Source organism: Gordonia sp. w5E2 (assembly GCF_036540975.1).
GTDB classification, from domain to species: Bacteria; Actinomycetota; Actinomycetes; order Mycobacteriales; family Mycobacteriaceae; genus Gordonia; species Gordonia jacobaea.
Genome location: NZ_CP144213.1, coordinates 3207252 through 3221967, shown reverse-complemented (window position 1 = coordinate 3221967; position 14716 = coordinate 3207252). Strand labels below are relative to the sequence as shown.

Sequence of the window (14716 nt, the reverse complement as noted above, 5' to 3'; positions counted from 1 at the left end):
TCGTCAGGGTCGGACCGCGATGGCGAAGAGGTCGAGCGACGCGTCGATGTCGGCGGTGGCCTTGTCTGTGGTGGCCTTGTCTGCGGTTGCACTGTCGGGGGAGGTTTCGAGGATGACGAAGTCGTCGGCGGAGATCGCGGCGACGTCGGCGACGAGGTCGGCGGGCCAGTCCTCTCCCGCCAAGGCTCGCTCGATCTGTGCGTCGATCAGCGATCCGCCCCACTTCGCGTCCAACTCCGCCAAGCCCGCGCCGTGGTAAACGCCGTGCATCACAACGGATTCCAGCCCGCCATCGGTCAGCAGATCGGTGAGCTCGGCGGCGTCGAGTTCACGCGTATGGAAAGGGTTCAGCGGGGTGTCGCGGCCCGGCGAGAAGGTGATGCGATTGGGCGTCGAGACGAGGAGACGCCCGCCGGGACGCAGCACTCGACGGCACTCGGCGATGAAGGCGGCCTGGTCCCACAGGTGTTCGATGACCTGGAAGTTCACGACCACGTCGACCGACTCGTCTGGCAGGGGGAGATCTACCAGGTTGCCGGCGATCATCGTCAGTTCCGGGTAGCGCCTGCGGGTGTGTTCGACGGCCGACGCGTCGTAGTCGACGCAGGTGACCGTCGCGCCCGCGGCGGCGAGCATTGCGCCGCCGTAGCCCTCACCGGAGCCTGCCTCGAGAACCTGTTTCCCTCTGCACGACTCCGCGATGAACCGGTAGGCGATCTCGTGGCGCCGGAACCAGTAGTTCTCTGCCGGGATGCCGGGAACCGTCCGCTCGCCGGTCAGTGCGAGTTGGGCATCGGTGTCCAATGCGTCCAGGTTTGCCGTCGGCCGACGGTCCGTTGTCGAGCCCTGTGCGTCGATCATCCCCATGAGACTAGTACCCGGGGCCGTCCCAAGAACGTGCCGCAGTCGCTTCGCCTGGCCGCACTTGTCGCATCCCGCCCGTTCGAACGCCGCCATAGTGTGAGGTAGGCGATGTTCTAAGGCAAAATAGGAGACGCTAAAGTGGGTGGAGACCGATGGCCTTACCCGCCGGTAAGTTGCCGAACCCGACGCAGGAGGTCGACGTAGACCCATGACAAACATTGTCGTTCTGATCAAGCAGGTTCCGGACACCTGGTCCGAGCGAAAGCTCTCCGAGACCGACTACACGCTCGATCGCGAGGCCGCTGACGCCGTGCTCGACGAGATCAACGAGCGCGCGGTCGAGGAAGCGCTGCAGATCAAGGAGGCCAACGGAGGCGAGGTCACCATCCTCACCGCAGGTCCCGAGCGTGCCACCGAAGCCATCCGCAAGGCACTGTCGATGGGTGCCGACAAGGCCATCCACATCAAGGACGATGCGCTGCACGGTTCGGACGCGGTTCAGACCGCGTACGTGCTCGCCCGCGCACTCGGCACCGTCGAGGGTGTCGAGCTGGTCATCGCAGGTAATGAGGCCACCGACGGTCGCGTCGGTGCGATCCCCGCGATGATCGCCGAGTACCTCGAACTGCCGCACCTCACGCATCTGCGCAAGCTGACCGTCGAGGGCGAGTCTCTCAAGGGTGAGCGCGAGACCGACGACGGCATCTACCACGTCGAGGCCGAGCTTCCCGCGATCGTCAGCGTCAACGAGAAGATCAACGAGCCGCGCTTCCCGTCCTTCAAGGGCATCATGGCCGCCAAGAAGAAGGAAGTTCAGGTCGTCGGCCTCGCCGAGATCGACGTCGAGCCTTCCGATGTGGGCCTCGAGAATGCGGGCACGACCGTCACCAGCTCGACCCCGAAGCCTCCGAAGACCGCGGGTGAGCGTGTCACCGACGAGGGCGACGGCGGCGTGAAGGTTGCCGAGTACCTGGTCGGCCAGAAGATCATCTAGGCGCCGAACGCACCGAGACCACCTCACCGGCCCGCGCAGTCGACAGACTCGCCGCAGGCCACCAGACATCCAGGAGCAAAACAATGGCAGAAGTACTCGTTCTGGTCGAACAGGACGCCGAGGGCGCCCTCAAGAAGGTGACCAACGAACTGATCACCGCCGCTCGTGCACTCGGTACGCCGTCGGCCGTCGTGGTCGGCGCACCCGGTGGCGCCGACGGCATCATCGACGACCTCAAGGCCGCCGGTGCCGAGAAGATCTACGTCGCCGAGTCCGACGACGCCGCCAACTACCTGATCAGCCCCAAGGTCGACGTCCTGTCGTCGGTCGCTGAGCAGGCATCGCCCGCGGGCATCCTCGTCGCGGCCAACGCCGACGGCAAGGAGATCGCAGGCCGTCTTGCCGTGCGTCTCGGCTCGGGCGTGCTCGCCGACGTCGTCGACGTCAAGGAAGGCGCTGTCGGCGTCCACTCGATCTTCGGTGGCGCGTTCACCGTCGACGCGCAGGCCAAGGGCGACACCCCGATCTTCTCCGTGCGCCCCGGTGGCGTCGAGGCCGCACCGCAGGCTGCTGCGGGCGAGCGCGTCGACGTCGAGGTCCCGGCGCAGGAGGGTGGCGTGAAGATCACCAAGGTCGAGCCGAACGTCGGTGGCGACCGTCCGGAGCTCACCGAGGCGTCGATCGTCGTCTCCGGTGGTCGTGGCGTCGGAAGCGCCGAGAAGTTCTCCGTCGTCGAGGAACTCGCCGACTCGCTCGGTGCCGCTGTCGGCGCCTCGCGTGCCGCCGTCGACTCGGGCTACTACCCGGGCCAGTTCCAGGTCGGTCAGACCGGTAAGACCGTGTCGCCGCAGCTCTACGTCGCCCTGGGCATCTCGGGCGCCATCCAGCACCGCGCAGGCATGCAGACCTCGAAGACGATCGTCGCCGTCAACAAGGATGAGGAAGCACCGATCTTCGAGATCTCTGACTTCGGCATCGTCGGCGACCTCTTCAACGTCGCACCGCAGCTGACCGAAGAGGTCAAGAAGCGCAAGTGATCTCGACAAGCTCGATCAGCGGTTAATCGCTCGATCAGCGGGCCCGCTGGTTGAGCCTGTCGAAACCACCCACAGCGATCCCCGACCCACCTGGGCCGGGGATCGCTGCTTTCTGTTCACCGAGCGCGCCCCGACACGTCACGCGCACGTAGCAGGCCGGTCGTTGCGACTGGCTTTCATCTGGGGCATGACAGACGTACTGGACACCCGCGGTGTTGCACACAGCCGCACCCTGGTCGATGCCGGGCGCCTGCGGATCGTCCTCACCGAGTGCCCGGAGCTGATCGACGCCGTCCAACGGCTCCGCTACGACGTCTTCGCCGCAGAGCCGGGCTTCTCCGATCAGATCGGCGACCCGACAACCCGCCGCGACGCCGACCACGTCGACGACTTCGCCGAGCACCTCGTCGCCATCGACGACGTGTACGGCGTCCTCGGCTGCGCCCGACTGCTCGCACCGCCGCGAGCCATCGCCGCGGGCGGCTGGTACTCGGCAACCGAGTTCGACCTGACCGAGATCAACGAGATCGGCGGGTCGGTCGTCGAGATGGGTCGCGCATGCGTGGCGCCGGGCCATCGCCACGGCGCGATCACCGCGCTGCTCTGGGCCGCGGTGCTGCGATACCTCGACGATGCGGACTACCGCTACCTGATGGGCTGCGTCTCGGTTCCGCTCGGTGGCCCCGGTGAGGAACTGCGGGGTTCGACGCTGCGCGGCGTCCGCGACCACGTGCTCGCCCGCCACCGGGCGCCGTGGCGAACCTTCCCGCTGCACACCCCACTGATCGACGGCCGCACCCTCGGCGAGATCGAGCCACCGTCGACTCTCACCCTCCCGCCGCTGCTGCGTGCCTACCTACGCCTCGGCGCGACGGTGTGCGGTGACCCGGCGGTCGACGAGATCTTCGACGTCGGCGACTTCGTCACGATCATCGACCGCGAACACGCCAACACCCGCTACCTCGACAGACTTCGTGCGACAGGCGCGCGACTCGCAGTATCTCCCCGAGAGTGAGGTTCGTATGACGGCCGCAGCGATCATCAGCCCTCCGACGTCCGCCGGACAACTGTCAACGCAGACAGTGGCGCCCACAGTGCATCCTGCTCCCGCCCACGACTCCACGTCACCTGCGACCGGTACTCCTCGTCACGCGTGGTACCCGGCCAGCCCGTGCGGTGACCTCTGCCACGCCGACAATCCGTTCGCCCCGGCGAATGTGTTCGTCGTCGCGATTCGGGTCGCGCTGCTCGCGGCATCGACGGCCGTCGTCCTGCTGGTGGGGTCGCTCATGGTGTTCCTGCCGCGCCTCCTGCGTCGGGCATACATCCGCACGAGTGCGCGAACCCTGCTGTGGTCGGTGGGGGTTCGAGTGGTGATCGACGATCGTCGACCGTTCTCCGCGAGCACCCGTGGGCTCGTGGTCTCCAATCACATCTCATATCTCGACATCCTCGCTGTCGCCGTCGTCAACCCGGCTCGGTTCGTCGCCAAATGCGACGTGATGTCGATGCCCGTCGTGTCGACGCTCGCTCGGCGGCTCGGAATCATCTCGATCGACCGCGGCTCGCTGCGTACCCTGCCCGCAACCGTCGATCGGGCGGTGGCAGAACTGCAGGCCGACAACTCGGTGGCGGTCTTCCCGGAGGGCACCACGTGGTGCGGACGTGCCCGCGGTGACTTCCGACCCGCGTTCTTCCAGGCGGCGATCGACGCCGGAGTGCCTGTCATTCCGCTGCACGTTGAATTCGAAGTCTCCGGAATGGTCACGGCCGCACCAGGTTTCATCGGCGACGATTCGCCCGCCGACACGCTGCGACGCGTGCTGCGCACCCGCGGTCTCGCGGTGCGCGTCCAGGTGCACGAGTCTCAACTTCCCGGTTCGGACCGCCGTGAACTCGCCGAACGCTGCGCCGAACTCGTCGGAGGGGTTCCCGCGCACGCTCATCCGTGAGTTGGCGACGGGCACGAACGGCGGCACTCGCGCCGGTGACTGCGGACACACCCGATCGCTCGATCCGATACGGTGAGAAAAAGCCGCGCCGTGTGTATCGGTGCGCCCAGCCGTCGGGGAGATTTCGTGACCGTGAGTTCGCAGACACCTACCGAGAACGCTGTCGACGCACGCCGCGAGGCCGCACGGGCGCGGTTCGTTGAGCTGCGTGCCGCTCGCAGCACCATCGCCGACGCCGACCTCGACGCGGTCTGGGCCGACCTGGAGACACTCAGACCGGCAGACATGCTCGGGAGTTGGCGCGGTGGCGAGTTCGCCACCGGGCATGCGATGAACGGGCTACTGACCAAGATCGGTTGGCACGGTAAGAACTTCATCTCGCTCAGTGAGGTGCAACCGCTGGTATGTCGCAACGAATCGGGTGAGCTGTATTCCAACACCCGCGTCGGTAAGGGTGAAGCGTCGCTGTGGACCATCGAGTTCCGCGGCGAGGTCACTGCGTCGATGGTCTACGACGGCCAGCCGGTGATCGACCACTTCAAGCGCGTCGACGACACCACGGTGATGGGCATCATGAACGGCACCGGCGGCCTCATCGGCGGCCGCCATTTCTACTTCTACCTCGAACGTGACTGAGTTCTGAGCGTCGACGCTCCAACCACATCTGCGCCGTAATTACCCGCGTCAAGAAGTCGACAAGGGATCGCCAAGCGCGTCATCGCACTCTGTCGTCGTCCCTGAAGGATCGACACAAAGGCAGAAGTCATGGCGCAGACGAAACGCAGTCACAGGCCACACATTCGTACAGCACACGCTCACGCAACCGGCTCCAGCTGGCGGCCCGACAGCCCCGCCGACGTTGTAAAGCCGAGGTGGACGCCGGTCCAGCGCGTGACGCTCGCCGTGGTGTGTGTGGCAACCGCGATGCTCATGCTCGACATCGCGGTGGTCAACACAGCGCTCCCCGCGATGGCACGCGAGTTCGACGCGGGGATGACCTCGCTCAAATGGGTGATCGATGGATACACGCTGGCGTTGGCGACGATCGTTCTCAGCGCAGGTGCATGGGCCGACCGCATCGGCCGACGCCGCGTCTTCGTCGTCGGCGCCGTGGTGTTCACCATCGGGTCCGCGGTCTGTGCGGCTGCGGGTGACATCGGCACCTTGAATGCCGCTCGTGTCGGCCAGGGGCTCGGCGCCGCGCTGCTGTTTGCCTCGTCACTTGCGTTGCTGGCGAACGCATTTCCCGGGAAAGAGGAACGGACCAAGGCATTGGCGGCCTATGGGGCGACCATCGGAGCGTCGTTCGCTGTGGGGCCACTGCTCGGCGGCGTCCTCACCGACTGGATCGACTGGCGCGCGATCTTCGTCGTCAACATTCCGCTGGGGATTGCAATGGTCTACGCGACACGCTGGATCGACGAGTCCGCGAGTAGTTGTCCGCGACGGGGCGACGTCTGGGGTCAGCTCAGCGTTGTTCTCGCGCTGGGTGCGCTGACCTATGGACTCGTCGAAGCCAACGCGCGCGGTTGGGCGGATGCGGTCACCCTGAGCGCATTCGGCATCGCCGGGATCGCGCTCGTTGCGTTCATCGTCGTCGAATCCGTTGTCGCGCAACCTATGCTGCCGCTGCGCATGTTCACCAACCCTGCCTTTACGGGAGCTCAGGTCGCGACGTTCGCGATCAGTGCGTCGATGTTCGCCGTGTTCGTGTACGTGACCATCTACCTGCAGGGGGTGCTCGGGATGTCGGCGATCGCCGCGGGCCTCGTGTATCTGCCGGGGACGATGGTCATGCTCGTCGTCGCGGGTCTCACCGATCGCGTCGTCGGACGCGTCGCGCCCTGGGTGCTGCTCTCGACGGCCCTGGTCGCGGTCGCCGCCGGACTGGTCTGGATGACGCGTGCCGGCGAGCACAGCAGTGGCTGGATCATGGTGCCCGGCTTTCTCGTGGCCTGCGTCGGTGCGGGTGTGTTCAATCCCGTGATGAGCGGGGTGGTGTTGGCCGAGGCAGCGCACGACGACGCGGGTCTTGCCGCCGGTGTCAACGATGTCTTCCGTCAGTCGGGAATCGCGCTCGGCGTGGCAGCACTGGGTGCGGTATTTCCCGCGGTGTCGGTCTTGAACGGCGGACAGCCCGCCGCCTACGTCGACGCGCTCGGCCGCGCGTTGTGGATCAGCGCCGCGATCGCGGCACTCGGTGCGGTCGTGGTGATCGTGGCAATGCGGTCGGCGCGTGCGAGTGTCGATGCTGTCGGGTCGGTCGATCCGGCTCAGACAGCCAACATCGTTGCGATGCCGGTCGTACACTCGAAATCGCCGTTTTTCCGACATTCCGGTCCACAGGTGTGAGGGGAGAGATGCGGGAGTATCTGATCCTCGGTCCCCTCGAGGTGCGTCGCGCGGGCGAGACAGTCGACCTGGGATCGCCCAAGCAGCGAATCGTCCTGGGCGCGTTGATCCTTGCGCGCGGCGCGGTGGTGTCGGTTGATCGGCTGATCGATTCGGTGTGGGGCACGCATCCGCCGCCCGCCGCAACGACGAGCCTGCAGGCCTACATCTCCAATCTGCGGCGCGCGCTGCGGGGCGAGTCCGGTGGGCCGTCGCCCATCGAGAGGGTCAATCCCGGATATCGACTGACCATCGCCGACGACTCCGTCGACCTTGTCGAGTACCTCGCGCTCGCGCGCAGGATTCGCGACGAGGTCGACGGCGCTCGTTGGCATGACGCACTGCAACTCTGCGAACAGGCACGCCGACTGTGGCGTGGACCCCTGTTGGCAGATATGGCCGACGAGAAGTGGGTTGGCGCCGATTCCGTTGCGGCGTCCGAAACTCGACTTTCCGTCACGGAGGCGCACATCACGACGCTGCTCGCACACGGCGACACCGGTCAGGCGCTCACCGAGACAGCGGCGTTGCGCGCGCTCGATCCGCTCCGCGATCGTGCTGTCTGGTTGCACATGATGGCGCTCTACCGTGCGGGCCGAGGTGCCGATGCGCTCGCGGCCTACACAGAGCATGTTCGACGACTCGACGACGAACTGGGCCTCGACCCGGGCAACGAACTGCGCGATCTGCAGGGCGCCATTCTGCGCCACGACGCCGAAATCGCCGCGTGGCCGCGCGCGCCCCGCTGGTCGGGGGCCGGCACGGTGCCCTCGCCGATCACCGGGATCGATGCCGACAACTCTGATGCCGAAAATCCTGCTGCGCCAGGGGTCGGCGCACGCGACGCATACGCCGGGGCTCCGGACGTCACTGCCGCCGTTGAAGGAGTGGCGGCCGAGCCGGAAGGCACCCTTGTCGGACGTGATGCGCAGAGGCGCACGCTGGCAACGCTTTTCGTCGACGACCGGGGTCCGATCACGCGATGGCTCGCGCTGTGGGGTGCGGCAGGGATCGGGAAGACCAGGCTCGCCGAAGAGGCAGCTCGAATGGCGTCGGCCAACGGCGACGTCGTCGTGTGGGTGAGATGTCCTGATTCCCAGGGCATTCCGGCGTGGTGGCCGATGCGTCAACTGTGCCGCGGACTGAACGCCGACGCCGACTCGGTGTTGTCGGTTCCACCCGGCGTCGACGCCGACGCCGCACGGTTCGCTGTGTACGAACGTGTACAGGCACTCCTCGAGTCACGCGCTGCATCGCGACCGGTCACCGTCATCGTCGACGACGCGCAGTGGGCGGATCCGATGTCGATAGACCTGCTGGTCTACCTGACCACGTTGCAGCGGGTGGCGGTGCGGGTGGTCGTCACGGTGCGAGACGAGGAGGGCGGGCCTGCGATCGCTCGCCTGCGTTCGGCGATGGTGCGGGCAGGGGGTCGTGTCGTGGATGTTCCCGCGTTGGCACGCCACGAGGTCACGGCATTGGTACGAGAGATATCCGACGTCGAGCTCTCGCAGGGCGAGCTCGACGAGCTCGTCGACCGCACCGGCGGTAACCCGCTCTTCGTCACAGAGTATGCGCGGCTGCCGGATTCGCAACGCCGAGAAGTCGTTCCGGCTGCCGTCCGTTCGGTACTCGATCGACGCCTCGCCTCGCTCGACCCCGCGACACGTGAGGTCGTCGGCTATGCCGCTGTCATCGGCGGTGGCGACATCGACGTCCCTCTTCTCGCTCAGGTGATGGACCGTGATGTCGACGAGGTCGCCGACTGCATCGACGACGCCGTCGACGAGCGGATAGTGGTGACCGACGCTGGACACGGGCGTGCCGTGTTCGGGCACGCGTTGCTGCGCGAAGAAGCGATGGCGGGCATCAAAACGTTGCGGCGCTGCAGAATTCACCTGCGGACAGCCGACGTGCTCGCGCCGTCGACGGATTCGGCTTCGTTGGCGCGGCGGGCCGGTCATCTCCTGCGAGCCCTGCCGTTGGCCGAGGTCGCCGACGTGATCGAGGCGTGTCGTCGAGTCGCGGCCGACGCGACGTCACGATGGGATTCGATCAACGCCGCGTACTGGCTCGATGCCGCTCTACGCACATATGAGGCGTCCGATCAGGCGGTGGCCGACGTCGCAATGCGTGATGCCCTGCTCGTCGACCTGCTCGACGCCCATTTGCGTGCCGGAAACGTCGCGACGGTGCTCGAGATGGTGGGCGAACGGCTGACGGACGCGATGCGTTCGGGGAGTCCGCAGACGGCTGGACGTCTCGCCGCCACGTTGATCAGGTCCGGCGGGGGATGGCCGTGGGTTGCGCCGGGAACCGAGACCGGCCCGCTCCAGGACATCTTGACGACCGTCGGTGAGTTCACCGACGGCGACGCCGCGAGCAGCGCACGGGTATTGGGCGCGTTGGCCGTTGGCACCTGCTACAACCGCGACGCGGCGATTCCTGCGACGCTTCTCGCCCGTGCGGAGGTGCTCGCGCGCCGGCTCGATGATTCCGACGTGCTCGCCGACGTCATGGTCGCGCGCCTGCTCACGTACTCCGGTGTCGCCGATCGGGCACAGGAGGCGGTCGCACTCGGTGTCGCCATTCGCGAACTTCCGCATGCGTCATCGGCGCTCGATGAGGTGATCGTCGATTCCGTGCTGTCGATGGCGACGATGACACTCGGCGACCTTGACGCCGCCGAACGGCACCTACGGCGCGGGATCGTCGGCAGCGAACGAATGCGCCTACCGATACTGCGCGCACAACTGCGGTGGATGGAGGCGGCCATCGCGGTGTGGCATGGTGAATTCGACCGTGCGCGTACGCATTTCGAGACGGCGTACGCGGTCCACCAGCAGACGCAACTCTACGTCGCAGGTAGTGGTGCGCTCGCGATGATGGCGATGGCAACGCAGGAGGGGATGTTCGAGCAGATCGTCGACGACGTCCTGGGAATCGATGGAAGCGACCGCCTGGAGTGGGTGCGCTCCGTGGTGTCCGGTGCGCCGGGCAATTCCGTTGCGACGCTGCTGGCCTCGGGCGTCGCCACCGTTGCGGGTATCCACGGAGACGTCGACCTCGCGATCACGATGATCGACGCCTGGCTGGTGGAGCGAGAACCCATGATGTGGACGTCGCTCGCGCAGGCAGTGATCCTGGCCGGCGTCGTCGTCGAACTCGAATTGACCGATCGCGCAGAGCCCTTCATCGAGTACCTCGGTCGATTCACGCGCTGCATCGCCACCGTGGGGCAGGTCGGGTGCATCGGCCCGGTCGACCTCGCCCTCGCGGAGTTGTATTTCCTGATCGGCGACGACGACGCCGCTATCGAAGCGCTCGGGCGTGCGCGAGAATTGTCCGAGACCCAGGCCAGTACGCCAGGGGTACTGCGGTGTCGGATGGCCGCGGCATCCCGCGCGCCCGCAGGAGCGCGGCGTGAGCGCGAGCTCGCCGATATCTCCGCGCTCGCTGCTGCTGCCGGCATGAGCGCACTCGCTTCGGCGGCGACCGCTGGGCGCATTGTCTGACCTGCACGAATTGGTGTGCGCTGAACGATGGACATCGGCTGGTGTGCACTCCAAGAAGACCGCAAGATCATCCCAAGGGTGTGCCGACATCGTGTGAGTGCGGCCGGATCAGCCGGTCGCCACGTGCACATTCGAGGAGCATCGCCATGACCCAGACACCGACAGGGATCGACCAAGCCGACATCGCGGGTTTGCGCGCCAGGATTCGCGGAAATGTCTTCCGTCCCACCGAGGAGGGCTACGCGACCGTGAGCTTCAACGCCTCGGTGTCGAGGCGCCCGTGGGCGGTCGTCGACGCGGCAGGCAGCGACGATGTCGCCGCGGCAGTCGCGTTCGCCGCGGCTAACGACATGACGGTTGCCGTCCATGGCACTGGACACGGCGCGACGCCGATCGACGGACGGTCGTTGTTGGTCCGGACGGGTGCGCTCGACACGTGTGAGATCGACCCCGCAACGAGGACAGCACGGGTCGGTGCAGGCGTGCGCTGGCAGCGGGTCATCGAGGCGGCAGCGCAGTTCGGACTTGCGCCGCTGTGCGGATCGGCGCCGGGCGTTGGCGTAGCGGGATTTCTGTCCGGCGGCGGTATCGGGCCGCTCGTCCGGTCGGTCGGGGTGTCGTCGGATTATGTGCGCGCCATCGAGATGGTCACCGGTGACGGGCGCCTCCGGCGGGTCAGCGCCGATGCAGATCCCGATCTGTTCTGGGGTTGCCGCGGCGGGAAGGCCACGCTCGGCATCGTCACGGAGTTGGAGATCGAATTACTGCCGATCGCGGAATTCTATGGCGGCGCAGTCTATTTCGACGGAGCTGACGCGGCGGCGGTGCTCGCGGCATGGCAACGATGGACACAGGATCTTCCTCGCGAGGCGTCGACGTCGATCGCGCTCCTGCGGCTGCCCGACATGCCGGGGGTTCCGCCGATGCTCGCGGGCAAGCTCACTGTCGCCGTGCGCTACGCCAGCGTCGCCGATGCTGACACTGCGGCGTCGACCTTCGCGCCGATGCGCGCGGTGGCGACCCCGATTCTCGACGCGGTGGGCACGATGCCCTACGCCGCCGTCGGCATGATCCATGCCGACCCCACCGACCCGAAGCCTGCGTACGAGAACGGCATGCTGCTGTCGGGGCTGCCCGACGACGCGGTGCGCACGCTGCTCGACCACGCGGGGCCCGAGGTCGCTTCGCCGCTACTGCTGGTGGAACTGAGGCTGCTCGGAGGGGCGTTCGCCGAGCAACGCGGACCCGACAGTGCGGTCTGCCACCGCGACGCCGCGCTCAATATGCACGTCGTCGGCGTCCTGGTGCCACCGATCGCCGACATCGTGCCCGGGCACGCCGACCGGCTGATCGGCGACATGTCGGAGTGGGCGACCGGCGGACGACTTCCCAACTTCACCGCCAGCGCCGACCCCGAGCGCGTCCGGTCCTGCTACGACGAGGAGACGGCCGCCTGGCTGGCGGCGCTCGCGCTCCAGCACGACCCCGGCGGGGTACTCGGTGTCGGCCAGGTCGCCCGCTGATCACCGGTCCGGTGCAACTCGGCTCCGCACGACGGAATTGGTCACGGGTGTTCGCGCGTTTATCCTTGAGTGCGTATGTCCACGTCATCCCGCGCCCCGGTCTACCTCGACAATGCCGCGACGACAGCTCTGCTGCCGGAGGCACTCGAGGCGATGACCGCCTGCTATCTCCAGCCGGGTAACGCGTCGTCGTTGCACGGTTCGGGTCGTCGTGCCCGGCGTCACCTGGAAGAAGCCCGCGAGACCGTCGCGTCGGCACTCGGTGCGCGGCCGTCGGAGGTGACCTTCACCAGCGGCGGCACCGAGGCCGACAACCTGGCGGTCAAGGGCATCTTTTGGGCACGTAGGAGAGGCGACGCGCAGCGTCGTCGAATCATGGTGTCCGCGGTCGAGCACCACGCCGTGCTCGACGCCGCGCAGTGGTTGGCCGACAACGACGGCGCCGAACTCGTCGTGATCCCGGTCGACGCCGAGGGCGCGGTGTCGGTTGCGCACGTGCGTGCCGAGCTCGAGCAGCACGCGGCGCAGACCGCACTGATCTCGGTGATGTGGGCCAACAACGAAGTCGGAACGATCCAGCCGGTCAGTGAGATCGCGGCTCTCGGCATCGAGTTCGGCGTCCCCGTGCATTCCGACGCCGTGCAGGCGGCCGGTCACGTCCCCGTCGACTTCGCGGGCAGCAAGCTCTCCGCCATGAGTATCGCCGGGCACAAGTTTGGTGGACCGTACGGATGTGGCGCGCTGCTTCTCGGGCGCGACGTCGAGTGTGTTTCGTTGCAGCACGGTGGCGGACACGAGCGGGATCTGCGATCGGGCACCCAGGACGTGCCGGGGATCGTCGGCCTTGCTGCTGCACTGCGACGGTCGGTCGACACTCTCGACGAGACGCTGCCGCAGGTTTCAGCGATGCGTGATCGACTGTTCGACGTGCTGTTGTCCATCGATGGAGCCAGCGCCAACGGGCCTCGCGACGATCGTCGGCTACCCGGCAACGTGCACGTGTCTTTCGCGGGCTGCGAAGGGGATTCGCTGCTGATGCTCCTCGACGCCAACGGTGTTGAGTGCTCGACGGGTTCGGCATGTACCGCAGGCGTTGCCCAGGCCAGCCATGTGTTGCTCGCCATGGGGGTCAGCATGGCCGACGCGCGCGGGTCGCTGCGCTTCTCCCTCTCCCATTCCACGACCGACGCCGACATCGCGTCGGTCGCCGAGATCATCGGCGAGGTCGTCGACCGCGCCCGCGTCGCCGGACTGGTCTCGACTCCCGCAGGTAAGGGGAACTGATGCGCGTACTGGCAGCCATGAGCGGAGGAGTCGATTCGGCCGTCGCCGCAGCACGTGCCGTCGATGCGGGCCACGAGGTGGTCGGCGTGCATCTCGCGCTGTCGACGGCGCCGGGGGCCCTGCGCACCGGCTCTCGCGGATGTTGTTCACGTGAGGACGCCGACGATGCGCGACGCGCCGCCGACGTTCTCGGCATCCCGTTCTACGTCTGGGATTTCGCGGAGAAGTTCAAGGATGACGTGATCGACGAGTTCGTCGAGGCGTACGCAGCCGGCCAAACACCCAACCCGTGCCTGACCTGCAACGAGAAGATCAAGTTCTCCGCGCTCGCCGAAAAGGCGGTTGCGCTCGGTTTCGACGCACTGGCAACCGGTCACTACGCGCGACTCGCCGACGGCGAACTGCGTCGTGCCGTCGACGACGACAAAGACCAGTCGTACGTGCTCGCGGTTCTGACCCAGCAGCAGTTGTCGCGGGCGATGTTCCCGGTCGGCGACACCTCCAAGCCGCAGATCCGCGACGAGGCGGCGCGGCGCGGCCTGTCCGTCGCGTCGAAGCCGGACTCACACGACATCTGCTTCATCCCGACCGGCGACACCAGAGCCTTCCTCGGCGCACGAATCGGTGTGCGTCCCGGTGCCGTTATCGACGCCGACTCGGGCGAACGTCTCGCCGACCACGAGGGCGTCCACGGCTTCACCATCGGCCAGCGCAAGGGTCTCGGGATCGACGCACCCGCCGCGGACGGGCGTCCGCGCTACGTCACCGACATCGACCCCGAGTCCGGCACCGTGACCGTCGGGGCCGCAGAGAACCTGCAGGTCTGGTCGATCAGTGCCACCAAGGCCGTGTGGACATCCGGACATGTGCCGAGCGGCCCGATCGAGTGCATCGTGCAGGTGCGTGCGCACGGCGGACTCGCGCAGGCGGTCGCGACACCGGTCACCGGCGACGATGGACGCCCCGGGATCGACATCGAGTTGCGTGAGCCGCTGACCGGCGTCGCGCGTGGCCAGGCAGCCGTGCTGTACCTGCCCGACGCCGAGCGAGGCGATCTCGTCGTCGGCTCGGGTCGTATCGCGGGCACCTCGCACGTGCGTCGCAGCGACGCGGCGGTCGCGGGTGCGTCGTCGAGTGCGCACTGACCGGTGATGTG

Annotated in this window: 11 protein-coding genes; 10 read left to right on the top strand and 1 reads right to left on the bottom strand. The window is 67.1% G+C overall.

What is annotated here, in order from left to right; all coding sequences use genetic code 11:
- Window positions 1–3: 3 nt before the first annotated feature.
- A complete protein-coding gene (locus RND64_RS14505; RefSeq protein WP_414651973.1) occupies window positions 4–867 on the bottom strand; it encodes a class I SAM-dependent methyltransferase in 864 nt (287 codons plus the stop codon).
- 205 nt (window positions 868–1072) lie between these two features.
- Here RND64_RS14505 and RND64_RS14500 point away from each other — a divergent pair, with 205 nt between their 5' ends.
- The 10 genes from RND64_RS14500 to mnmA all read left to right on the top strand — a co-directional run bounded on the left by RND64_RS14500 (window position 1073) and on the right by mnmA (window position 14705).
- Entirely contained in the window at window positions 1073–1858 is a 786-nt protein-coding gene (locus tag RND64_RS14500; protein WP_049698424.1) for an electron transfer flavoprotein subunit beta/FixA family protein, read from the top strand.
- Window positions 1859–1941: 83 nt separating this feature from the next.
- Window positions 1942–2895, top strand: a complete 954-nt coding sequence (locus RND64_RS14495; RefSeq protein ID WP_049698423.1) for an electron transfer flavoprotein subunit alpha/FixB family protein — start codon at window positions 1942–1944, stop codon at window positions 2893–2895.
- Window positions 2896–3007: 112 nt separating this feature from the next.
- Window positions 3008–3910: a GNAT family N-acetyltransferase gene (locus RND64_RS14490; RefSeq protein ID WP_049698422.1), complete on the top strand. Its 903-nt coding sequence runs from the start codon at window positions 3008–3010 to the stop codon at window positions 3908–3910.
- Window positions 3911–3917: 7 nt separating this feature from the next.
- Complete coding sequence (locus RND64_RS14485; protein WP_049698621.1) at window positions 3918–4847, top strand: lysophospholipid acyltransferase family protein; 930 nt, start codon at window positions 3918–3920, stop codon at window positions 4845–4847.
- Between the two features lie 126 nt (window positions 4848–4973).
- On the top strand, window positions 4974–5483 hold the full coding sequence (locus RND64_RS14480; RefSeq protein ID WP_049698421.1) for a DUF4334 domain-containing protein: 510 nt from the start codon (window positions 4974–4976) through the stop codon (window positions 5481–5483).
- Window positions 5484–5738: 255 nt separating this feature from the next.
- The gene (locus RND64_RS14475) at window positions 5739–7199 is read left to right on the top strand and encodes an MFS transporter (protein ID WP_049698420.1); all 1461 of its coding nucleotides are present in this window, start codon (window positions 5739–5741) and stop codon (window positions 7197–7199) included.
- 8 nt (window positions 7200–7207) lie between these two features.
- Window positions 7208–10753: a BTAD domain-containing putative transcriptional regulator gene (locus RND64_RS14470; protein ID WP_049698419.1), complete on the top strand. Its 3546-nt coding sequence runs from the start codon at window positions 7208–7210 to the stop codon at window positions 10751–10753.
- A 146-nt stretch (window positions 10754–10899) separates the two neighbouring features.
- Window positions 10900–12276, top strand: coding sequence for an FAD-binding oxidoreductase (locus RND64_RS14465; protein WP_049698418.1), 1377 nt, complete (start codon window positions 10900–10902; stop codon window positions 12274–12276).
- 75 nt (window positions 12277–12351) lie between these two features.
- Window positions 12352–13560, top strand: coding sequence for a cysteine desulfurase family protein (locus tag RND64_RS14460; RefSeq protein WP_049698417.1), 1209 nt, complete (start codon window positions 12352–12354; stop codon window positions 13558–13560).
- The gene (gene mnmA / locus RND64_RS14455) at window positions 13560–14705 is read left to right on the top strand and encodes a tRNA 2-thiouridine(34) synthase MnmA (protein ID WP_049698416.1); all 1146 of its coding nucleotides are present in this window, start codon (window positions 13560–13562) and stop codon (window positions 14703–14705) included. The genes RND64_RS14460 and mnmA overlap by 1 nt, the downstream gene beginning before the upstream one ends.
- Window positions 14706–14716 lie beyond the last annotated feature (11 nt).